General features: G+C 58.8%; 17 protein-coding genes and 1 riboswitch. Of the genes, 4 read left to right on the top strand and 13 right to left on the bottom strand.

All coding sequences use genetic code 11. The features are described from left to right. Positions 1–436 precede the first annotated feature (436 nt). Positions 437–533: riboswitch (TPP riboswitch) on the top strand. 35 nt (positions 534–568) lie between these two features. The 3 genes from thiM to WM95_RS16065 are packed head-to-tail and all read left to right on the top strand — an operon-like array spanning position 569 to position 2,925. Continuing rightward, positions 569–1,339, top strand: coding sequence for a hydroxyethylthiazole kinase (gene thiM, locus WM95_RS16075; protein ID WP_063408454.1), 771 nt, complete (start codon positions 569–571; stop codon positions 1,337–1,339). Further along, positions 1,336–2,136, top strand: coding sequence for a bifunctional hydroxymethylpyrimidine kinase/phosphomethylpyrimidine kinase (gene thiD / locus WM95_RS16070; RefSeq protein ID WP_063408453.1), 801 nt, complete (start codon positions 1,336–1,338; stop codon positions 2,134–2,136). The genes thiM and thiD overlap by 4 nt, the downstream gene beginning before the upstream one ends. Positions 2,137–2,178: 42 nt before the next feature. Then, entirely contained in the window at positions 2,179–2,925 is a 747-nt protein-coding gene (locus tag WM95_RS16065) for a GntR family transcriptional regulator (RefSeq protein ID WP_023312428.1), read from the top strand. Here the strand turns inward: WM95_RS16065 and WM95_RS16060 are convergent. From WM95_RS16060 to WM95_RS16050, 3 genes are read right to left on the bottom strand one after another with little or no spacing between them, the layout of a single operon-like run. Continuing rightward, complete coding sequence (locus WM95_RS16060) at positions 2,899–3,852, bottom strand: PfkB family carbohydrate kinase (protein ID WP_063408452.1); 954 nt, start codon at positions 3,850–3,852, stop codon at positions 2,899–2,901. The two genes, WM95_RS16065 and WM95_RS16060, sit on opposite strands and share 27 nt — an antisense overlap. After that, positions 3,849–4,853, bottom strand: coding sequence for an ADP-ribosylglycohydrolase family protein (locus WM95_RS16055; RefSeq protein ID WP_023312426.1), 1,005 nt, complete (start codon positions 4,851–4,853; stop codon positions 3,849–3,851). The genes WM95_RS16060 and WM95_RS16055 overlap by 4 nt, the downstream gene beginning before the upstream one ends. Beyond that, positions 4,850–6,127 (bottom strand): nucleoside permease, encoded by a 1,278-nt coding sequence (locus WM95_RS16050; protein ID WP_063408451.1) that lies wholly within the window; start codon positions 6,125–6,127, stop codon positions 4,850–4,852. The genes WM95_RS16055 and WM95_RS16050 overlap by 4 nt, the downstream gene beginning before the upstream one ends. A gap of 250 nt (positions 6,128–6,377) precedes the next feature. On the opposite strand from WM95_RS16050, the gene fbaB reads away from it, so the two are divergent. Next, positions 6,378–7,430: a class I fructose-bisphosphate aldolase gene (gene fbaB / locus WM95_RS16045; protein ID WP_023312424.1), complete on the top strand. Its 1,053-nt coding sequence runs from the start codon at positions 6,378–6,380 to the stop codon at positions 7,428–7,430. Positions 7,431–7,486: 56 nt separating this feature from the next. Here the strand turns inward: fbaB and yegS are convergent, their stop codons facing one another. The 10 genes from yegS to WM95_RS15995 all read right to left on the bottom strand — a co-directional run bounded on the left by yegS (position 7,487) and on the right by WM95_RS15995 (position 23,024). Then, positions 7,487–8,386 (bottom strand): lipid kinase YegS, encoded by a 900-nt coding sequence (gene yegS / locus WM95_RS16040; RefSeq protein ID WP_063408450.1) that lies wholly within the window; start codon positions 8,384–8,386, stop codon positions 7,487–7,489. Between the two features lie 175 nt (positions 8,387–8,561). Further along, positions 8,562–9,167 carry a hypothetical protein gene (locus WM95_RS16035; protein ID WP_081247931.1) on the bottom strand — a complete coding sequence of 202 codons (606 nt, stop codon included), beginning with the start codon at positions 9,165–9,167 and terminating at the stop codon, positions 8,562–8,564. A gap of 7 nt (positions 9,168–9,174) precedes the next feature. Further along, the gene (locus WM95_RS27430; RefSeq protein WP_063408449.1) at positions 9,175–10,140 is read right to left on the bottom strand and encodes a hypothetical protein; all 966 of its coding nucleotides are present in this window, start codon (positions 10,138–10,140) and stop codon (positions 9,175–9,177) included. Between the two features lie 416 nt (positions 10,141–10,556). Further along, positions 10,557–11,918, bottom strand: coding sequence for a prephenate-dependent tRNA uridine(34) hydroxylase TrhP (gene trhP, locus WM95_RS16025; RefSeq protein WP_088544856.1), 1,362 nt, complete (start codon positions 11,916–11,918; stop codon positions 10,557–10,559). A 168-nt stretch (positions 11,919–12,086) separates the two neighbouring features. Further along, positions 12,087–12,809 carry a two-component system response regulator BaeR gene (gene baeR, locus WM95_RS16020; protein WP_032642850.1) on the bottom strand — a complete coding sequence of 241 codons (723 nt, stop codon included), beginning with the start codon at positions 12,807–12,809 and terminating at the stop codon, positions 12,087–12,089. Continuing rightward, complete coding sequence (gene baeS, locus WM95_RS16015; protein WP_023312417.1) at positions 12,806–14,209, bottom strand: two-component system sensor histidine kinase BaeS; 1,404 nt, start codon at positions 14,207–14,209, stop codon at positions 12,806–12,808. Before baeS ends, baeR begins: the two co-directional genes overlap by 4 nt. Continuing rightward, on the bottom strand, positions 14,206–15,621 hold the full coding sequence (locus tag WM95_RS16010) for an MFS transporter (protein WP_063408448.1): 1,416 nt from the start codon (positions 15,619–15,621) through the stop codon (positions 14,206–14,208). Before WM95_RS16010 ends, baeS begins: the two co-directional genes overlap by 4 nt. Then, a complete protein-coding gene (gene mdtC, locus WM95_RS16005) occupies positions 15,622–18,699 on the bottom strand; it encodes a multidrug efflux RND transporter permease subunit MdtC (RefSeq protein WP_063408447.1) in 3,078 nt (1,025 codons plus the stop codon). Continuing rightward, positions 18,700–21,822 (bottom strand): MdtB/MuxB family multidrug efflux RND transporter permease subunit, encoded by a 3,123-nt coding sequence (locus WM95_RS16000; RefSeq protein ID WP_063408446.1) that lies wholly within the window; start codon positions 21,820–21,822, stop codon positions 18,700–18,702. Next, positions 21,822–23,024, bottom strand: coding sequence for an MdtA/MuxA family multidrug efflux RND transporter periplasmic adaptor subunit (locus tag WM95_RS15995; RefSeq protein ID WP_023312413.1), 1,203 nt, complete (start codon positions 23,022–23,024; stop codon positions 21,822–21,824). Before WM95_RS15995 ends, WM95_RS16000 begins: the two co-directional genes overlap by 1 nt. Positions 23,025–23,124 lie beyond the last annotated feature (100 nt).

The following is a 23,124-nucleotide window of genomic DNA, read 5'->3' as shown; positions in this document are numbered from 1 at the left end:
TAAATCATAAATAGCAGGAATAGCTAAACGAGTCATTCCAGAAAAGCTCGGCTTAATAATCTTATAATACAATAAGATAGCGATTCATGATGGATGAGAGCCAAATTAGATATAAAACACCAATACATTAAATGTATTTAAGTGTTTTGATTAAAATTGGTTAATAATACACATAACAGTTTATGTAAATTTATGGGTTTTTGCCGATTATTTATTATCGAATCTTTCGCTAGCTTCGAATGAAATGAAATCAGCTCATTTTTGTTACGGGATATACCAGGAAAAAATATTTATGTTGAAGATGCTAGCGAAAAAGTGTTTAGGGAGATTCATAACGCGATCGCTGCCGTGATAAATCAAAACCCCTTGCGCCTGACCTGTGGCCACGGTTACACTGATTGAGAACATTGATTTCAATAAATCATTGTTTTAAAAGTATTTTGACTCGGGGTGCCCTTCCTTGTGAAGGCTGAGAAATACCCGTATTACCTGATCTGGATAATGCCAGCGTAGGGAAGTCAGATGCCTTCCCGGTCATCGCTTCTTCACGCAAGGCAGGAGCGAAACCATGCAGCCTGACCTGCTCGATTTACGCGTTTTACACCACTTCCGAACCCGTTCTCCGCTGACCCACTGTATGACCAACGATGTCGTACAGACCTTCACGGCCAACGTTTTGCTGGCGCTTGGCGCATCACCCGCGATGGTGATTGAGGCCGAAGAGGCTGAACAGTTTGCCGGCATCGCCGATGCGCTGCTGATTAACGTTGGTACGCTGACCTCGCCGCGTGCCCAGGCGATGCGTCGGGCAATAGAAAGCGCGGTGGCTGCAGGCAAGCCCTGGACGCTGGACCCGGTTGCCGCGGGCGCCCTGACGTTCCGCACCCGTTTTTGCCATCAAATCCTTGCCCTGAAACCGGCTGCCATTCGCGGCAATGCCTCCGAAATTCTGGCCCTTGCCGGAATGAGCGCGGGCGGGCGCGGCGTTGATACAACCGATACCGCAGCCAGCGCGGTGCCCGCCGCACAGGCGCTGGCTCGCCAGACCAATGCCGTTGTGGTCGTCACCGGCGAGGTGGATTACATCACTGACGGGCAACGCACCCGCACGATAACGGGCGGCGATCCGTTGATGACGCGCGTAGTGGGAACCGGATGCGCGCTTTCTGCCGTTGTGGCGGCGAGCTGCTCGCTGCCTGGCGACCGGATGGATAACGTCGCTGCCGCCTGCGGATGGATGAAGCGAGCCGGAACGGTGGCCGTTGCGCAGTCACGTGGGCCTGGCAGTTTTGCCAGCGCGTTTCTGGATGCGCTCTATACGCTGGAGGAGCAGGCATGAAACGGATTAACGCCCTGACCATTGCCGGCACCGATCCCAGCGGCGGCGCGGGTATCCAGGCCGATCTCAAAACCTTCTCGGCCCTTGGCGCGTACGGCTGCTCGGTCATTACCGCGCTGGTGGCGCAAAACACGCGCGGCGTGCAGTCGGTCTATCGTATCGAGCCGGATTTTGTTGCCGCGCAGCTGGATTCTGTGTTCAGCGACGTGCGCATCGATACCACCAAGATCGGCATGCTGGCCGAGACGGATATTGTGGAAGCGGTGGCCGAGCGGCTTAAACGCTATCAGGTGCAAAACGTGGTGCTGGATACCGTCATGCTGGCGAAAAGCGGCGACCCGCTGCTCTCCGCCTCCGCCGTGGAGACGCTGCGTACAAAGCTACTGCCGCAGGTGGCGCTTATCACGCCCAATCTGCCGGAAGCCGCCGCGCTGTTAGGCACATCGCATGCGCAAACTGAACGCGAGATGAAAGCGCAGGGAAACGCGCTGTTGGCAATGGGCTGCGGCGCGGTGCTGATGAAAGGCGGGCACCTGGATGATGCCGAAAGCCCGGACTGGCTCTTTACCCGCGACGGCGAAGTACGCTTTACCGCGCCGCGCGTGCAGACCAAAAACACCCACGGCACGGGCTGCACGCTCTCCGCCGCGCTGGCGGCGCTGCGCCCGCGGCATGGCGGCTGGGCCGATACGGTGCGCGAAGCGAAAACCTGGCTCTCGGCGGCGCTGGCAAAAGCCGATACTCTGGAAGTGGGTCACGGTATTGGGCCGGTTCATCATTTTCATGCATGGTGGTAACCCAGTATACTGGCAGGAAACACCACGCCTGAGAAAACAGAGATGGAACAAGCGCATACCCGGTTAATCGCTCAACTGAATGAACGGATCGCCGCGCCTGACAACACGCCGCTGTACCTGAAATTTGCCGAAACGGTAAAAAACGCGGTGCGCAGCGGGGTGCTGGAGCACGGGAATATTTTGCCCGGCGAGCGCGATCTGAGCCAGTTAACCGGGGTGTCGCGCATCACTGTGCGAAAGGCGATGCAGGCGCTGGAGGAAGAGGGCGTGGTGACGCGCTCCCGTGGCTATGGCACGCAAATCAACAATATCTTTGAATATTCGCTGAAAGAGGCGCGCGGTTTTTCCCAGCAGGTAGTGCTGCGCGGCCAAAAGCCTAATACGCTGTGGGTCAACAAGCGGGTGGTGAAGTGCCCGGAAGAGGTCGCAAACCACCTGTCGATTCCTCCGGACAGCGAGGTCTTTTTGCTCAAGCGCATTCGCTATGTGGATGACGATGCGGTGTCGATTGAAGAGTCCTGGGTGCCGGTTGGCCTCATTCCCGATCCGGATGCGATTGGCATTTCGCTGTACGACTACTTCCGCAGCCAGAATATCTTCCCGCAGCGCACCCGTTCACGGGTTAGCGCCCGCATGCCGGACAGCGAGTTTCAGGCGCACATTAAGATGGACGAAAAAATACCGGTGCTGGTGATCAAGCAGGTTGCGCTTGACCAACAGCACCGGCCGATTGAGTACAGCATCAGCTACTGTCGCAGCGATCTATACGTCTTTGTGTGCGAGGAATAATTCGTCGCGAGTCGGGGCGCAGTCCCCGCCGCGGTGGCTGACTACCCAGGACGCCACGGCATTCCCCAACAGAACGGCGTCTGCCAGTGACCATCCCGCCGCCAGCCCGGCAAGCGTGCCGCCCGCGTGGCTGTCGCCTGCGCCAATGGTGTCCACAACCGTCGCTGGGAACGTCGGAACAACGCCCGAGACGTCACCGTCATACCATGTGGCGCCGTCTTTATCATGCCGCACAATCAGCGCGGCGCCGAAGCGCTGCTGCCACTCCGCACCCAGGTTTTCAGCCGCTACGCCCAGTCGTTCGGCTGCGATCTCCGCTTCCTGACGATTGAGCGACACGATCGGCCTGCAGGCCATAATCCGCGCCATCAGCGCGTCGGGGATATCCGCGATGCGAGGGCCGAAATCGATAAACGCCGTCACGTCCCGCAACCCCTCCAGCCAGCGTGTCAGCAGCTCGCCGCACGGCGAGGCCAGCTGGTAGCCGGATAAGTAGACCAGGCTCTTCGACGGGATGTTAAGCACATCAAGCCAGCGCTGCTGCCACTGGTTCTCCACGCCGCTAAAGGACATAAAGGTGCGCTCGCCGTCTGGCTCCACCAGCGCCAGGCACCAGCCGTTATCGCCGGTTTCGGCCTCGATGGCGCTGTGCAGATCCTGCTTCGCCATGGCGTTGCGGATGATGTCCGCCCATACCCCGTGACCCACGGGCAGGGCGTTTTGCGCTGTAATGCCGAGCCGCTTCAGGGCGATGGCGATATTCAGCGCGCAGCCGCCAATATTCACGCCCTGCTGTTTGAGCTCGATATCGCACCCGCGCCAGGGCAGGGCGTAGGCGTCGGCGATGACGTCTATCACCGCCGCGCCCAGCACCGTCACCGGGCGCGTGGCGTGCAGGGTGTCGAGACGTTGGGCAAATGAACTCATACGCCCTCCCTTTGCTCCCGGTAGTGCAGCAGTTTCTCGCTATAGTGGCCGAAATCGAGCCGGTTGACGGCGTCGAGTTCGGCTTTGAGCGCCGGGTCAATCGCCTGCACGCCATGGAGCGCGCCGCAGATGGCCGTCGCCATCGCGCCAATAGTGTCGGTATCGCCGCCCAGGTTGGCGCATAAAATGGCGCAGCGGTTTGGGTCGGTTCCCGCCAGTTCGACCATCGCAATGGCCGCCGGAACGGACTCAATGGTGCTGGTTCCGGCCCCCACAAGCTGGTAAACCTGCTCGCTGGCGGACTCAACCCCGTTGGCTTCCCGTACGGTCTTAAGCGCCAGCTCAATACGTGCCGCCAGCGACGCGCTGAAGGTGGTGGTTTTCGCCTCCTGCGCGTAGCGGGCGATACCCGGCAGCGCATCGACGATGTTCTGCCAGCTTTCGCCGTCGACGGCGCGGGAAATCGCCCAGGCAATCACCACCGCGCCGGCAATAGCGAGGTCGGATTTATGGGTCGGGCTGGAGGCCAGCGCCACCTGCTCAACAAAGTGTTCCAGACGCGTGGCCGGGAGCAGGCAGCCCAGCGGGGAGGCGCGCATCGCCGCCCCGTTGGTTACGCCGTTGTTGTCCAGTTCGCTAACCGGCTTGCCGTCGCGAATCGCATTAAGCGCGATTTTGGAGGTCGGGCCGAGCACGTTCTTATTAAACGCGTCGAAATCGAGCGCCCAGCGCAGAATATGCTTGCCGATAACGTCCGCGTTAATCTCCCCGTCGCACTCGATGAGCGCGTCCGCCAGGCACAGCGCCATTGAGGTATCGTCGGTGAACTCTGCCTGTTTGAAATAGCAGGCCGCATTATTCTCTGCCGGGCCGGGTAAAAAGCGGTCGATCCAGCCGAAGTGCGCCTTGACGCGCTTTCTCGGCCACAGCTCCGACGGCATGCCCATCGCATCCCCTAACGCCTGCCCGTAAAGGGCACCGAGAACACGTTCTTGTTTCATTTAACTTCCCCTTGTGTCAGCGCGGCATCGCTATCAACCACCTCAATTGCGGCGATCTCTTTATCCGATTCGCGGAAAAACAGCATAAACAGCACGGCAATCACGGCAATCATGATTGCACCAAACGTCCACATTCCGGCCCAGTTGAAGGTCAGCCCATTCACCGGCTCTTTGTATGCGAACATTTTTTCCATCATCACGCCGCCCAGGCGGTAACCCAGCAGGCTACCAAAGCCCTGGCAGCACAGCGTAATCAGGCCCTGCGCGGCGGTGCGCATGTGCACCGGCGCTTTTTTGTCCACGTAGATGTACGCGGTGACGTAATAGAAGTCGTAGCTTACGCCGTGCAGCAGAATGCCGAGGAACAGCAGGGCGTAGGTGAAGTACTGTTCCGCTCCGCCGTAAACGAAGAACCCGTAGCGGATGGCGGCGGTAATCAGGCCCAGCAGTAAGACCTTCTTAATACCAAAGCGTTTGGTAAAGAACGGCAGGGCGAGCATAAAGAAAATTTCGGAGAACTGGCCGAGCGTCATCCAGCCGGTGGCGTTTTTCATCCCCACTTCGGTGAGATAGCCGTTGGCGAAGATGTAATAGAAGGCCAGCGGCATGGCGAACAGGAACGAGCAGAAGAAGAACACCAGGAAGTTTCTGTCGCGCAGCAGGATCAGCGCGTCCAGCCCGAGCATCACTTTGAAATCCAGCTTGCCGGTACTTTTCGGCGGCGTATTCGGCAGGAACAGGGCAAAGACGCCGAGCAGGGCGGAGCTGGCTGCCGTCATCAGCAGCGGGATGTTGGTGTCGGAAATATCGCTGTAGCCCAGCATCTGCGGCAGGAACCCGCACGCCAGCCCGGAGGCGATCCAGCCGATGGTGCCCATCACGCGGATGCGCGGGAAATCGGCCTCGACGTCGTCCACGTTGGCAAAGGCGATACTGTTGGTCAGCGCGATGGTTGGCATATAGGTCAGGGAGTAAACCAGCAGCAGCGGGAAGAAGGTGCTGAACTGGGTTTGCTGTGCGGCGAAGTACATCAGAATCGCACCGGCGAACATCAGCGCTGACAGCACTTTCTGCGCGGCGAAGAAGCGGTCCGTCAGCGAGCCGACCAGAATCGGGGAGAGGATCGCGGCAATGGCGGTACAGGCGTAAGACCAGCCGATTTCCCCGGCGGTAAAACCGCTTTTGCTCAGCCACAGCCACAGCGGCACAAACCACGCGCCCCAGATAAACCATTCAACAAACATCATGAATGACAGTTGGACTTTCGTTTTCATTTTTTAATCCTGCATGTCAGAGAGGGTACGCCTTTAACATACCACTCAATAATACCTTTTAAATACCTTTGTGGCGATTGTTTGATCAATGTAACAGTTTTGTTGTACACGAATCGAGCCAGCAGATTGTGCTGAAAAAAAATGCAAAAGGTGGAAAATCTGTTAAGTCGGTACCAGGCTTAGTCTGCCCATAAAAGATGGGACTGGATAAACACACACCGACACGACGTCGGACTTACGGGAGTATCACATGACTGATATTGCGCAGTTGCTTGGCAAAGACGCCGACAGCCTTTTACAGCATCGTTGTATGACCATTCCAGCCGACCAGCTGTATCTGCCTGGTCACGACTACGTTGACCGCGTGATGATCGATAACAACCGTCCGCCTGCGGTCCTGCGAAATATGCAGACGCTCTACAACACCGGGCGGCTCGGCGGCACCGGGTATCTCTCAATCCTGCCGGTGGACCAGGGCGTTGAGCACTCTGCGGGCGCCTCTTTTGCGGCGAATCCTCTCTACTTCGATCCGAAGAACATTGTTGAGCTGGCGATTGAGGCGGGCTGTAACTGCGTGGCGTCGACCTACGGCGTGCTGGCCTCGGTTTCGCGTCGCTATGCCCACCGCATTCCATTCCTCGTGAAGCTGAACCACAACGAAACCCTTAGCTACCCAACCGAGTATGACCAGACCCTTTACGCCAGCGTCGAGCAGGCGTTCAACATGGGCGCGGTGGCGGTAGGGGCGACGATTTACTTCGGCTCCGAACAGTCCCGTCGTCAGATTGAAGAGATCTCCGCGGCGTTTGAGCGTGCGCACGAGCTGGGCATGGTCACCGTACTGTGGGCATATCTGCGCAACAACGCGTTCAAGAAAGACGGCGTGGATTACCATGTATCCGCCGACCTGACCGGGCAGGCGAACCACCTGGCGGCGACCATCGGCGCGGATATCGTGAAGCAGAAAATGGCCGAGAATAACGGCGGCTATAAAGCGGTGAACTTTGGCTACACCGACGATCGCGTTTACAGCAAGCTGACCAGCGATAACCCGATCGACCTGGTGCGCTACCAGCTGGCGAACTGCTACATGGGCCGCGCGGGGCTGATTAACTCAGGCGGCGCGGCGGGTGGTGATACCGACCTGTCAGACGCGGTGCGTACGGCGGTTATTAACAAACGCGCGGGCGGCATGGGGTTGATCCTTGGCCGCAAGGCGTTCAAGAAATCGATGGCCGACGGCGTGAAGCTGATCAATGCGGTTCAGGACGTCTATCTCGACAGCAAAGTCACGATTGCCTGACGGCTCCATCTCCCTCTCCCGGTGGGAGAGGGCATCATCGCGCACCGTGCGAAACATCAGCGCAAAAGCACGCAGTCCGGCGGCAGCCGACACTGTAGCGCTCCGGGCAACACCTCAATGCGGAACTGCGTCCCGCTCAGCGGCTCTCCGTCGAGGTTAAAGGTCATCCCGTGCGGAGCATTCACTTCAAACCACGCCGATTTCCCTGCGATGATATTTGGACTCTCTTCCGGCTGCGTCAGCGTGGTAAACAGCGCGGGCAGCAGGCCGTCGCCCGTGAAAATACGCAGCTGAAGCTGTCCGTCATTAATCAGCGCCTCCGGGCAGAGCTGCTGTCCGCCGCCCGCCTGACGTCCGTTGCCAATCCCAATCACCAGCGCGTCACCCTGCCACTGAAAATCCTCGCCGCGAATTTCGCAGCGGTCAGGCTTGAGGGTGTCCATGCGCATCAGGCCGTGGATCAGGTACGACACGCCGCCCAGCGCCGCCTTCAGTTTTTCCGGCGTTTCGCTGGTGATACGCGTGCCAAACCCGCCCGTCGCCATATTGATAAAGCAGGTTTTATCATTCACCTGTGCGATATCCACAGCGGTGGCTTTGCCGAGGATCGCCAGCTGGAGCGCCTTCTCCAGCTCTTCCGGGATCCCTGCGCTGGTAGCAAAATCATTGGCGGTGCCGAGCGGTAATATACCCATCACCGGCCGGTCTGCCGGGGGCAGGTCGATAAGCGCTGACGCAATCTCATTGATGGTGCCGTCGCCGCCCCCGGAAATGATGGTGCTGACGCCTAGCCCGAGAGCTTCATTGATATAGCGTGCCGCGTCGCCTTTTTCCCACGTCACCCGAACGTGAATGCGCGCGCCGTCGTCACGCAAACCCTGAATTGCCTGACGCAGCAGATCGTTGCCCGCACTTTTGCCATTGAGAATCAATAAACTGTCTGAATAGGTTGCCATCCGCGCTGCTCCCTTTTTTAGCGTTAGTAAGAGTGTATAGCAGAGAGGAAAAAAGCGGGTAAGAACAGGATGAAAGGGAGAAATAATCCCGCGTAAAAAGGGGCTCCTTTACAACGAAAGATGTGCCCCGTGTTGTTAACTCTTTAAACGGCTTTCGCTCAAAAGATTCTTACCGTCAGCGTTTGAGCCCTGCCATTTGCCTGTTCTCAATTTTCAACTGTTTACGCCACACCCGATTATGTAGCGTTAGCGCAATTGAACGGTAAAAGACTGACGTATTCATCCACACGATATTCAGGCCGAAAAATCCCAATCCTGATAGTGAGGTTATTTGCGGTGTGTAATTCTCTACAGAGCCGAATAAAAGCGAAATCCAAGTCCAGATAAAATAAACTATGCTCATCAAGCCAGTCAGTGTAATGACAGAAATATGCAGTTTATATCCCGTTAAGGACCCTCTGGCAGTTAAAAACATCGTGCTCATTACAATCATGCAATACACCACTGCTGCAAGGAATACACCCATCATTACCTTAAATTCAGGTAAGCCGAGCAGGCGAAATAGCAGCATCCAGACAGAAACCTGTAGCATAGCGTAACAAAAAATAGTGAGTAAGGTACTTATTGCTAAGGGTATGCCAGTCATATGTACACCCACAGGAACACCGAACTGACCTTTTAAGCGATCTTTCAATGATTCAAGCCGTTGGAGATCGTCAGTCGCCATTTCACCTGTTATCACAGCACTTAATGCAAGGCTCTTCTTGATGTAATTTGTCATGTCCGGGTCAATAACTTCCTGTAAATGAAAAAGACTGAATCAAACCAAAAACGTATTTACCAGATTGTGTAATATTCTGAGGATTCCGAATTGTACCTGAGACAGCACTTCCAACAAATGCAGAAGAGTTTGAAATAGCATTCAACAGCTCTCGCTGTAAGAGCAGCTGCAGCGCTTCCGAGGGGTAACGTTTAGGGTAAACCCCAGCTTTCATCGCTGCTTTAACCCCTGAATTAGAGATCCCGGGATTTCGGATACGAATGATTTCCTCCGTTAACCGCGTGCGGTCCGCTCGGCTCATTTTTTGTAATAACGAGAGTAAACTTTCAGACGTCGAGCGATTAAGAAGGCGGTAGGTTAATACAGCGCTTTTTAGACCTGCAGCTGCCCCGGCAAGAGAAATCGCATCCAGAGCAGTATTGGTTGCGGTATACCACTCCTGGGAGTCCATCCACGCAACATAGTCATTATGATTCATGGCAATAAGTGACAAGCGGCCAAGCCCGTTTGCACACTGAATACCTGTTGCTACACCACCAGCGACAATCACAGCGGCAACAGCACCGGAAGAACCTGCGGTGAGTGGAATGGCCATACCTGCACCTGCAGCAAGGACGACAGTAAGAATGGCAGCTCCGCAAGAAATCGCCGTAGAACCTATTTCAGTCGCTAATGACGGTGACTGAATCGTCGTCGTCGTTGCCTGGATGGGATTATTTGATGAGGCATTTACTTTCGTAATGATGACATGACTTACCGAGCTTTCGTTTGGCGTCGCAATCCGCCTTGAGGGCCTTACTAACCACTGACGCGCACCGTCTGAGTAGATGATCCCAACCTGACTAAAGTTTCGGCTACAGTCCAACTGACTGGCAAGGGCGGTGAAATTTATATCCCCGCCGGAGGCAAGACCCAGACTGCGTGCAAGTTCGTAATCCGGAATATCCTTTGAAATCTGACCAGGAAATGTCATGTCGTCTCTCCGTCCGTGTGAAATCGTATATCGCTAAGAAATCAAGAGTAAAGGGCATGTTGTGGACGGGAATTAGGAATGATCCTAATAACGCTCCATCCTGCCTGATCCAATGAAAATTGTGATGGATATCATATACCCGCCCGATTTTCGTAAAAGATATTCCAGCAGACGCTGTCGCGAATCAACACCCTTCATTTGGTGGGGCTACGCAATTTGATTTTTAATAAGTGGACTGAATGGGGCAAAAAATAAGCCCGCGTAAGGGAGATTACGCAGGCTAAGGAGGTGGTTCCTGGTACAGCTAGCATTTATGGGTTATGTTTTTCAGCGGGGGGATAATACCCGTATTGAACGAAGCGGTATGTGATCCGATTCTAAGAATTATCCCAGCGCGAAAAAATTTCCCTGATTAACTATTTGCCGTGTGGGTTTCGGGTGCTTTCACCGTTGAAGTTACGCATCAGCAGCGCGAACTTCAGCTCCACCTCTTCCGGAACCGGCAGCCAGACGGTATGACCGTCACCCGGCGCCACGTCAATCGCTTCGCCTTTGCCGTTTTCCAGATGCTCCAGCGTAAAGTTCATGTTGCCCTGCGGGGTCATCAGTTCCAGGCTGTCGCCTTTGGTGAATTTGTTTTTCACCGCCACGGCCGCCAGCGCGCCTTTGCGCTCGCCGGTGAAGTCGCCGACAAACTGCTGGCGCTCGGAAACGGAGTAGCCATGCTCGTAGTTCTGGTAGTCGTCATGGGTATGACGACGCAGGAAGCCTTCGGTATAGCCGCGGTGCGCCAGGCCTTCCAGAGTTTCCAGCAGGCTGGTATCGAATGGTTTACCGGCCGCCGCATCGTCGATGGCTTTGCGGTACACCTGCGCGGTACGCGCGCAGTAGTAATAGGATTTGGTGCGGCCTTCGATCTTCAGAGAGTGCACGCCCATCTGGGTCAGACGCTCGACGTGGGCGATGGCGCGCAGATCTTTCGAGTTCATGATGTAGGTGCCGTGCTCGTCTTCAAAGGCGGTCATGTACTCGCCCGGGCGTTTGGCTTCTTCAATCATAAACACGCTGTCGGTTGGCGCGCCGATGCCCAGCGTAGGCTCGACGTTGGTCACCGGGATCGGCTCGTGCTTATGCACGATGTTGCCGACGTCATCCTCTTTGCCTTCCTGGACGTTATATTCCCAGCGGCAGGCGTTGGTGCAGGTGCCCTGGTTCGGGTCGCGCTTGTTGATATAGCCGGAGAGCAGGCAGCGGCCGGAGTAGGCCATGCACAGCGCGCCGTGAACGAAGATTTCGATTTCCATATCCGGCACCTGGGTGCGGATTTCTTCGATCTCTTCCAGCGAAAGCTCTCGGGACAGAATGACGCGGGTCAGCCCCATCTGCTTCCAGAACTTCACCGTCGCCCAGTTGACGGCGTTAGCCTGGACGGAGAGGTGAATATCCATCTCCGGGAAGTTCTCCCGAACCAGCATGATTAAACCCGGGTCCGACATGATCAGCGCGTCCGGCCCCATACCCACCACCGGCTTCAGGTCGCGGATGAACGTTTTCAGCTTGGCGTTGTGCGGCGCGATGTTCACGACCACGTAGAATTTCTTGCCCAGGGCATGCGCTTCGTTGATGCCGAGCTGCAGGTTCTCGTGGTTGAATTCGTTGTTACGCACGCGCAGCGAGTAGCGCGGCTGGCCCGCGTAAACGGCGTCGGCACCATAGGCGAAAGCGTAACGCATATTTTGCAGCGTTCCCGCCGGGGAAAGGAGTTCCGGTTTAAACATGTTTGTTCTCGTTCTGATGACAGGTCAGATCCGCGTGCACCAGGTGCAGCGGTAAGGGGAGATCCCCCACTTTAAGGGCGGGCATTGTAGCGCTGCGGGGCAGGGAGGTAAAGTTATTGTGCCGGGTGACGGCTTCGCCTTACCCGGCCTGCATTGACCCGCGGATGACTAGGCAATCCTGCATGCATCCGCTTCCCAGCGATACCCCACGCCATACACCGCGCGAATAAACGACTGCTCGGCGTCCAGCGCCTCCAGCTTGCGGCGCAGGTTTTTGATATGGCTGTCGATGGTGCGGTCGGTGACGACGCGGTAATCGTCATACAGGTGGTTCAGCAGCTGTTCGCGGGAGAAGACTTTTCCCGGCTCGTGGGAGAGGGTTTTCAGCAGGCGGAACTCGGCAGGCGTCAGGTCCAGCAGCTTGCTGCGCCAGCTCGCCTGGAAGCGGCTTTCGTCGACAATCAGCGGGCTTTCGGCGTCCAGCACCTGAAGCTCGCGCTGCGGCCTGCAGCGGCGGAGAATGGTTTTCACGCGGGCGACTACTTCACGCGGGCTGTAGGGCTTGCAGATGTAATCGTCCGCGCCAATTTCGAGCCCCAGCAGGCGGTCAATCTCTTCAATTTTGGCGGTGACCATGACGATCGGCACGTCGGAGAAGCGACGAATTTCCCGGCACAGGGTCAGCCCGTCAACGCCCGGCAGCATTAAATCAAGCAGGATCAGATCCGGCGGGGTCTGGCGCACGTATGGCAGCACCTGGTCGCCGTGGCTGATTAGCGATGGAGCGTAGCTGGCCGCACGTAAATAGTCGATCAGCAGCTGTCCCAGCTTGGGTTCGTCTTCGACGATCAAAATGCGCGGCGTGTTTTCGTCAATCGGTAACTCGGTCATACTTCTCTCGATAAATCCCGTTCCAGAGGTAACTCTACTGTAATGCTAACCCCGCCAAAAGGCGAATGGGCGGCGCGGATCGTGCCATTATGCGCCTCGACGATGTTAACGCAAATCGCCAGCCCCAGGCCGGAGCCGCCGCTGGCGCGGTTGCGGGAGCCTTCGGTACGGTAGAAACGTTCAAACAGTTTTTCCAGCTGCGCGTCCTGCACGCCTGGGGCGGAATCCGCGAAGGTGAGGGCAAAGCGCCCGTTTTCCTGCCTGCCGGAGATATGTAGCCCGCCGCCGCTGTCGGTGTAGCGCAGGCTGTTTTCCAGCAGGTTATTGAACAGCTGCATCAGCCGGTCTTTGTCGCCGAATACCACCGCGCTGTCCGGCAGGGAAAGGTCGATTTTCAGGTTGCGGCTGGCAAACCGCTCGCGGAACGCGCCGCTGATCACTTCCAGAATGTTAATCACGTCTACCGGCGCCTTCTGGTAGGCCAGCGCGCCTTCGTCGGACATGGAGAGCTGGTGGAGATCGTCCACCAGCTTGGTGAGCGTGCCCACCTCCGCCTGCAGAGAGGCCACCGATTCGGGCGTAAACTGGCGCACGCCGTCCTGTATGGCCTCCAGCTCGCCGCGCAGCACCGCCAGCGGCGTGCGCAGCTCGTGGGAGATATCGGCCATAAAGTCGCGGCGCATCTGCTGGTTCTTCTCCAGCGTGCTGGCGAGCTGGTTAAAATCCTGCGCCAGCTTGCCCAGTTCGTCCTGGCTGCGGGTATCGACGCGGGTGGTGAAATCCCCGGCGGCCAGCTTGTGCGTGCCTTCCACCAGCCGTTTCACCGGGGCGAGCAGGCCGCGCGCCAGCGGGAAGGTAGCGAGCGCGGCGAGCAGCGTGGAGAGGGCGACAATCAGCCAGCTTGTCCGGCGCTGCTGGCGGTCAAAGTTGATGTCGGTGTTGCGCGTCAGGCGCTCCACCGGAGAGGCGATAACCCAGCCGACTGTCGCATTGTTGACTTTAATCGCACGACGGGTGCCGTCCGGCGGTATCGGCGCACGCGGACCCACCAGCGTGCGCATGTCCTGATCAATCACCCAGAACTGGGTGCGCCAGCCGTGCGGCGGCATGCCCGGCCCCGGGCGATCGTCACCGGTATCGTGCTCCAGCGAGCGCAGGATCTGGAAAATAAAGCGGTCGTTATTGCGCAGAAAACGCCAGTTGCCGTGCTGGGCGTACTGTTCACTCAGCGCATCGCTTAAGCCCTGTAAACGCTGTTCATTGCCATGCTTGATGTAATCAATAAAACCGCGCTCGAAGCTGATCCGCACCGCCCAGTGCATGGTGATCAGCAGGACAATACAGGTGGCAAATATCGCCACGAAGAGCTTGCCGGTAATGCCCGGACGCCAGAATTTCATGAACCACTCCTTTTGCCGCGCCTAATCACGACGTTCTTGCTGGTATCATCCGGCACTCTGGCGAAGATGAAAGCGGGCAGGGCGATGATGACCGCCATGCTGAGATAGGTATACAAAAAGACCTGATGCGCCACCGGCGTGTCGACGCTGAGGTGGTGCTGGCCGTACATGCCGAGCAGTAAACCCGCGATGGTCACCCCGACGCTCATCGAAAGCTGCATGATCATCGACAGCAGGCTGTTGCCGCTGCTTGCCAGATCGTCCGGCAGGTCCTTCAGCGTCAGGGTATTCATCGACGAGAAGCGCATGGAGTTGACGATCCCCTGGCAGAACAGCACCAGCGGCAGAACGTAGTACCAGCCCATCAGCGCCACGGCCATAAACAGCAGACTCACCAGCGCCAGCCCCAGCGTGGCGGTCACCAGCACGCGACGATAGCCAAAGCGGTTCACCACCTGCACCACGATGCGCTTCATTCCCATGCTGCCGAGCACCATCGGGATCATCATCAGGCCCGCGTGGAACGGCGAAAATCCCATTCCGATTTGCAGGAAAACGGGCGTCATAAACGGCAGCATGCCGCTGCCGACGCGCCCGGCGAAGCTGCCGAACAGGCCAAGGCGATAGGTAGGGTTTTTAAACAAGTTCAGGCTGAACAGCGCCTTATCGTTACCTCTGGCATGCCGCAGATACCACAGAATGGCGGTGATGCCGATAACGACCAGCATCCCCAGCGTCAGGGGCGAAATCCCCAGCCCTTTTTGCCCTTCGAGCGCCAGGGTAAGCGTGGCCATGCCCGCCGCCAGCAGGATAAAGCCAAAGAAATCAAAGCGCCGCGTCTGCATTTTGTAGTTCGGCATCAGCGTCAGGGTGGCGATGGCGCCGATGATGCCAACAGGAAGATTGATTAAGAAGATCCAGTGCCAGGAGGCGTACTCCACCAGAATGCCGCCGAGCGCCGGGCCCAGGAGCGGCCCCACCTGACCGGGCAGGGTCACAAAGGTCATCGCCGCCATGTACTGCTCGCGCGGCACGATCTTCATCACCGTTAGCCGCCCGACAGGGACCATCATCGCCCCGCCGACGCCCTGCAGAACGCGCGCCATCACCAGCTGGTCGAGGGTGTTGGCCTGGGCGCAAAACAGCGAGCCGGTGGTAAACAGCACGATGGCGGTAAAGAAGATATTCCGCACGCCCACTTTGTCCGCCAGCCAGCCGCTGGCTGGCAGCATGACGGCTACCGTCAGCACGTAGGAGACAATCACCATATGCATATGCAGCGGGCTCTCCCCCAGGCTTTTCGCCATGGAGGGGAGGGCGGTGTTGACGATGGTCGTATCCAGCGACTGCATAAAGAAGCCGAAAGCGACTATCCATAGCTGCCAGCGAACGTTAGCGGGGAGATCGGTCATTTAATCGGTCACCGTGGTTCTGTTTTTACGCGAGAAGCGCAGCCGCAGGCGGTCGAAGAACAGATAGACCACCGGCGTGGTGTACAGCGTCAGCAGCTGGCTCATGACCAGGCCGCCGACAATGGTGATCCCCAGCGGCTGGCGCAGCTCGGAGCCGTCGCCGCCCGAGATAACCAGCGGCAGCGTGCCAAACAGCGCCGCCAGGGTGGTCATCATGATCGGACGAAAACGCAGCAGGCAGGCCTGGAAGATCGCCTCTTCCGGCGATAGATTGCCGTTGCGCTGGGCGTCCAGCGCGAAGTCGACCATCATGATCGCGTTTTTCTTCACGATGCCGATCAACAGCATGATTCCGATGAGCGCGATCAGGCTGAACGGCGCGCCGAACAGCTCCAGCGCCAGCAGCGCCCCAACGCCCGCCGACGGCAGCGTCGAGAGAATGGTCAGCGGGTGAACGTAGCTCTCGTACAGCACGCCCAGCACAATATAAACCGTGGCGATGGCGGCCAGAATCAAAATCACCTGCGAATTCATCGTCTCCTGAAACACCTGCGCGGTGCCGGCAAAGCTACCGCGCACGGTGGACGGCACGCCAAGCTGCGTCATCGCGCGGTTAATTGCGTCGCTGGCTTCAGAAAGCGACGAACCGGCGGGCAGGTTAAAGGAGATAGTCGACGCCGCCGATAGCCCCTGGTGGTTCACCGACAGCGGCGCGTTGGCCGGCTGCCAGCTGGCAAAGTAGGAGAGCGGAATCGCCTTGCCGTCGTTGTTAATCACAAACATTTTGTCCAGGGCGCTGATGTCCTGGGTGTAGCGCGGATCGACCTCCATCACCACCTTATACTGGTTCATCGGCTGGTAGATGGTGGAGATCTCGCGCTGGCCGAAGGCGTTGTTCAGCAGGCTGTTGGCGGCTTCAACGTTAATGCCCAGCCGCGACATGGTTTCGCGGTCGTAGGTCAGGGCCATCTCGGCGCCGTTATCCTGCTGATCGGAGTTGACGTCCGCCAGCTGCGGCAGGGCGGCCAGCGCCTTGCGGATCTTCGGCTCCCACTCCCGCAGGGCGGCTAAATCGTCCGAGAGCAACGTGTACTGATAGCTGGCGTTCGCCTGACGGCCGCCGACGCGGATATCCTGAACGGCCATCAAAAACAGGTTTGCCCCCGGCTCTTTGGCGAGCTTCACCCGCAGGCGGTCAATCACCTGCTGGGCGGTTTCGTTGCGCTCGCCGCGCGGTTTCAGGGTAATAAACATCATCCCGCTGTTGACGCGTGACCCGCCGGTAAAGCCGGTGACGTTATCCACGGCTTTGTCTTCACGAATGATCTTCATGAAGTCCTGCAGCTTGCCGCGCATCGCCTGGAACGAAATGCTCTGGTCCGCCTGAATCCCCCCCATCAGTACGCCGGTGTCCTGCTCCGGGAAGAACGTTTTCGGGATGGTGATGTACATCCAGACGTTGAGCACGATGGTGCCGATCAGCACCAGGCCAACCAGCCGCGTATGGTTCAGCACCCACTTCAGCGATTTGCCGTAGCCTTCCTGCATCGCCATCAGGAAACGGCCAAAGCCTTTGCGGCGCGGCTGCGAATGGGGTTTGCTGCGCTTGAGCATCCAGCCGCACATCATCGGCGTCAGCGTTAGGGAGATAACCAGCGAAATCCCGATGGCGACGGAGAGGGTGACGGCAAACTCGCGCAGCAGCCTGCCCGGCAGCCCGCCCATCAGCAGCAGCGGCAGGAATACCGCCACCAGCGACAGGCTCATGGAGAGCACCGTAAAGCCCACCTCGCGCGTGCCCTGCAGCGCGGCCTGAAGCGGCTTCACGCCCGCTTCCAGGTGGCGGGAAATGTTTTCCAGCACCACGATGGCGTCATCCACCACGAAGCCCGTCGCTATCGTCAGGGCCATCAGCGACAGGTTGTTGAGGCTAAATCCGCACAGGTACATGGCGGCAAAGGTACCGATCAGCGAGACCGGCACGGCCACCGCCGGAATAAGCGTCGCGCGGCCGGATCGCAGGAACAGGAAGACCACCAGGATCACCAGGGCGACGGAGATAATCAGCGTTTGCTCCACCTCTTCAAGCGAGGCGCGAATGGTCGGGGAGCGATCCTGGGCAATTTGCAGATCGATTGCTGCCGGGATGGTCTCCTGCAGGTCCGGAAGACGGGCGCGAATGCTGTTCACCGTCTCAATAATGTTCGCTTCCGGCAGCTTGCGGATCATCAGCAGAATGGCCGGTTTCGCGTTGGTCATCCCGGCGTTGCGCACGTCCTGCACCGAGTCGGTAACGCTGGCAACGTCGCTCAAGCGCACCGCCGCGCCGTTGTTGTAGTGAATAATGAGCGGCTGATATTCCGCGGCGGTTTTCAGCTCGTCGTTAGTGTGGATCTGCCAGCGGTGGCTGCCGTCCTCAATCGCCCCCTGCGGTTTGCGGACGTTGGCCGTGCTGATGGCGGAGCGCACGTCATCCAGCGACACGCCCTGGTTGAACAGCGCCTGCGGGTTTAGGCCCACGCGCACGGCGGGCAGGGAGCTCCCGCCGACGCTCACGTCACCGACGCCGTTAATTTGTGAGATGGTCTGCGCCAGCTGGGTAGACGCAAAGTCGTAAAGCTGCCCCTGCGAGTACGTATCCGAGGTCAGCGTCAGGATCATGATCGGCGCATCGGACGGGTTGGCCTTGCGGTAGGTTGGGCGGCTCGGCATCCCGCTCGGCAGCAGGCTTTGTGCGGCGTTGATGGCCGCCTGCACGTCGCGCGCCGCGCCGTTGATATCCCGGTCGAAGCTGAACTCCAGAATGATGCGCGTGCTGCCCAGCGAGCTGCTGGAGGTCATCTCGTTGACCCCCGCAATCCGCCCGAGCGAACGCTCCAGCGGCGTGGCAACCGACGAGGCCATGGTCTCCGGTGACGCGCCCGGCAGCGAGGCGCTGACCATGATCACCGGGAAATCCACCTGCGGCAGGGGGGCCACCGGCAGCAGCCGGAAGCCCAGCACGCCGCAGAGTGTAATGGCGAGCGAGATTAATATCGTCGCCACCGGGCGATAAATGAAGAGGGCGAAAAACTTCACTTATGCCTCCTCTTCACGTTTCGGGAAACGGCTTTTGGTCCACAGCGCCAGACGGTCAAACAGCAGGTAGATCACCGGCGTAGTGAAGAGGGTCAGCACCTGGCTCACCAGCAGACCGCCGACCATGCCGATACCCAGCGGACGGCGCAGCTCCGCGCCGACGCCCGTGCTGAGCATCAGCGGCAGCGCGCCCAGCAGGGCGGCCAGCGTGGTCATCAGGATCGGACGGAAACGCAGCAGACAGGCCTGGAAGATGGCGTCGCGCGGCGACATGCCCTGCTCGCGCTCGGCGGCCAGGGCGAAGTCGATCATCATGATGGCGTTTTTCTTCACGATCCCGATAAGCAGGATAATGCCGATGATGGCAATGACGTCCAGCTCGCTGCCCGCCAGCATCAGTGCCAGCAGCGCCCCCACGCCCGCCGTCGGCAGGGTAGAGAGGATGGTGATCGGGTGGATAAAGCTTTCGTACAGCACCCCGAGCACGATGTACATCGCCACGACCGCCGCGACGATAAGCCAGATGGTGTTACCCAGCGCGGCCTGAAACGCCAGCGTGCTGCCCTGGAACTGGGTCTGAATATCGGACGGGAAGCTGAGCTCTTTTTCAGCAGCCTGAATGGCCTCCACCGCTTCGCCGAGAGAATAATTGTCCGGCACGTTGAAGGAGATGGTGGTGGACGGGAACTGATCCAGATGGTTGATCGACAGCGGGGTATAGCGTTCTTCCACCGTGGCGATAGCGCTCAGCGGCACAATGCCGCCGTCTTTGCTGGTCAGGCGCACCGAGTCCAGCCCCGCCAGGCCGGGCGTATTCTCCGTATTATGCTCCAGCACCACGCGATACTGGTTGGCCTGGGTGTAGATGGTGGAGATCAGGCGCTGACCGAAGGCGTTGTAAAGGGCGTTGTCCACGTCTGACATGGTAATGCCCAGACGGCTGGCGGTATCGCGGTTGACGTTCACGTACGCCGCCAGCCCTTTGTCCTGCCAGTCGCTGCTGACGTCGGCGAGCTGCGGCAGGGTGTTAAGCTTATTTACCAGCTGCGGCACCCAGGTGCTGAGCGCGTCCAGCGAGGTGGCCTGCAGCGTGAACTGGTACTGCGTGCGGCTGACCTGAGTATCAATGGTCAAATCCTGAATCGGCTGCAGGTAAAGCTCAACGCCCGGCACCCGCGCGACGGCGTTTTGCAGACGCTCAATGACGGCGTTGACGCGATCGTCGCGTTCATCCAGCGGCTTAAGGTTGATCTGCAGACGCGCGCTGTTGAGCGACGGGTTGGTGCCGTCGACGCCCACGTAGGAGGTCAGGCTCTCGACCGCCGGATCTTTCATAACGATCTCAGACACCTGCTGCTGGCGCTGGGCCATACTGGCGAAGGAGACCGACTGCGGGGCCTGAAGCGTGCCCTGAATAATGCCGTTGTCCTGGATCGGGAAGAAGCCTTTCGGAATGAAAATCCACAGCATCACGCTGAGCGCCAGGGTTCCCAGCGCCACGCCGAGCGTGGCCCACGGATGGTTCAGGACTTTCGCCAGCACGCGTCCGTAGGCGGTAATAATCCGCTCGAACATGCGCTCGGAGGCGCGCGAGAAGCGGTTTTGCTTGCGCAGCGACTCGTGGCTCAGCATGCGGGCGCACATCATCGGCGTCAGGGTCAGCGACACCACGGCGGAGATCAGAATGGCGACCGCCAGCGTGACGGCAAACTCGCGGAACAGCCGCCCGACAATATCGCCCATAAACAGCAGCGGGATCAGCACCGCAATCAATGAGAAGGTCAGCGAGATAATGGTAAAGCCGATTTCCCCTGCGCCCTTCAGCGCGGCGGCCAGCGGTTTTTCGCCTTTCTCGATATAGCGCGAGATGTTCTCGATGACGACTATAGCGTCATCCACCACGAACCCGGTGGCGATGGTGAGCGCCATCAGCGTCAGGTTGTTAATCGAAAAATCGAGGAACACCATCACCGCAAAGGTGCCGACCAGCGAGAGCGGTACGGCGACGGCGGGAATAATGGTCGCCGGAACGTTGCGCAGGAACAGATAAATGATCATGACCACCAGCGCAATCGCCAGCATCAGCTCGAACTGAGTGTCTGTGACCGACGCGCGAATATTCGTGGTGCGGTCGGAAAGCACCTTCACGCTGACCGATTTCGGCAGACTTTCGATCAGCTGCGGCAGCATGGTGCGAATACTGTCGGCGGTTTCAATGATGTTTGCGCCCGGCTGGCGCTGGACGTTCATCACGATCGCCTGCTGCTTGTTGGCCCAGGCCCCTAGCCAGCTGTTTTCCGCGCCTTGCTCCACGGTCGCCACGTCGCCAAGACGCACCGGCGCGCCGTTCTGGTAGGCGATAATCAGCTGACGATATTCGTCGGCGGACTGCATCTGGTCGTTCGCCGAGAGCGTCACGGCGCGGGTGGGGCCGTCCAGCGAGCCTTTTGCCGAGTTAACGTTGGCGCTGCTGATGGCGGTGCGGATGGTTTCGCTGGTCAGGCCCAGCGCGGCAATCGCCTGCGCGTTAAGCTTCACGCGAACGGCGGGGCGCTGGCCGCCCGCCAGCGTGACGAGGCCGACGCCGGAGACCTGTGAAATTTTCTGCGCCACGCGCGTTTCGACCATGTCTTCGACCTGGGTCATCGGCATGGCGGAGGAGGTGACGGCAAGCGTCATGATTGGCGGATCGGCCGGGTTCACCTTGCTGTAGACCGGCGGGTTGGGCAGGTCTGACGGCAGCAGGTTGGTGGCGGCGTTGATGGCGGCCTGCACCTCCTGCTCGGCGACGTCCAGCGACAGCGTCAGCTGGAACTGCAGCGTCACGACGGATGCCCCGCCGGAACTCTGGGAGGACATCTGTTTTAGCCCGGACATCTGGCCGAACTGGCGCTCCAGCGGAGCGGTAATGGCGGACGTCACCACGTCCGGGCTGGCTCCGGGATAGAGAGTGACAACCTGAATCGTTGGGTAATCCACCTCCGGCAGCGCCGACACGGGCAGGAAGCGATAGCCGATAATCCCGGCGAGCAGGATCGCCACCATCAGCAGCGTGGTGGCGACAGGACGGAGGATAAACAGGCGTGACGGCCCGCCTGTAGAGCCTGGGGGCATAACCTGCATTAGGATTTCTCTCCCTGTTTCGCAGGTTCAACCACTTCCACCTTGGCCCCTTCGGTCAGACGGTCAATGCCGTCGGTGACCACGCGGTCGCCTGCGGAAAGGCCGGCGGCGATGACCACCGTCTGGCTGTCCTGGATACCGGTTTTCACCAGGTGCTTGCTGACCTTATTGTCGCTGTTAAGTACCCAGACGAAATTACCTTCGTTACCCATCTGCAGCGCAGCGGTGGGGATCACTACCGCGTTCTCTTCGGTCGCGACCAGCATACGCGCGTTGACGAACTGGTTCGGGAAGAGGGCATCGTCCTGATTGTTAAAGCGCGCCTTCAGCTTGATGGTGCCGGTGGTGGTGTCGATCTGGTTATCCAGGCTGAGCAGGGAACCTTCGCTCAGCTTCTGCTTGTTGCTGCGGTCCCAGGCTTCCACCACCAGCCCCTTCCCGGATTTTTGCGCCTGCACCACGGTCGCAATGTCGCTTTCCGGTAGGGTAAAGACTAAATCAATCGGGTGGGTCTGGGTGATGACCACGATGCCCGTGGTGTCGCCGCTGGAGATCTGGTTGCCGATATCGACCTGCTTCAGGCCCACGCGTCCGTCAATCGGCGCGGTGATGCGGCTCCAGTCCAGCTGCAGCTGGGCGCTGGCCACGGCGGCCTCGTCGGCTTTGATGGTGCCCTGCGTTTCGCTGACCAGCGACTGCTGGGTGTCCAGCTCCTGACGAGATACGAGGTTGGTTTTCACAAGCTGCTGGTAGCGGGCCAGATCGCGGCGGGCGTTGGCGAGAGTGGCTTTGTCTTTCGCGAGCTGCCCCTGCGCCTGGGCGAGGGCGACCTTAAACTGGCTCGGGTCTATTTCGGCCAGCAGATCGCCCGCTTTAACCTGCTGACCTTCCTGGAAGTGAATGGCCATCAGCTGGCCGTCGACGCGGCTGCGCACCGTCACGGTGTTGGCGGCGGTAATGGTCCCAAGGCCAGTAAGATAGCGAGGAACGGCTTTATTCACTGCCGTCGCCGCCTGTACCGGCGCCAGCGCGCCGCCGCGCATGCCGTGACGCCCTCCGCCTGCCGGGCGCTGTGCCTGACTATTTGCACCCGCGGGGGCTGCGGAGTTCGCGGATTGACTGTGCCAGTACCAGGCGGCGGCAAGGACCACCACAATGATGCCAGCGGCGATTGCCCAGCGGGATTTGTTACTGCCTTTCATCGTTATACGTTCTCATCCTGAAGACTTCGGGGAATGATACTAGTTTAGTCAGCTAACACAGCGGAAAAATGGAGGAAATATGGAAGACTGTCAGGAATGG

Source organism: Enterobacter cloacae complex sp. ECNIH7 (assembly GCF_002208095.1).
In the GTDB taxonomy this organism is placed as follows: Bacteria; Pseudomonadota; Gammaproteobacteria; order Enterobacterales; family Enterobacteriaceae; genus Enterobacter; species Enterobacter cloacae_M.
The sequence above is the reverse complement of the archived record's forward strand: the minus strand, read 5'-3'. Positions and strand labels throughout refer to the sequence as shown.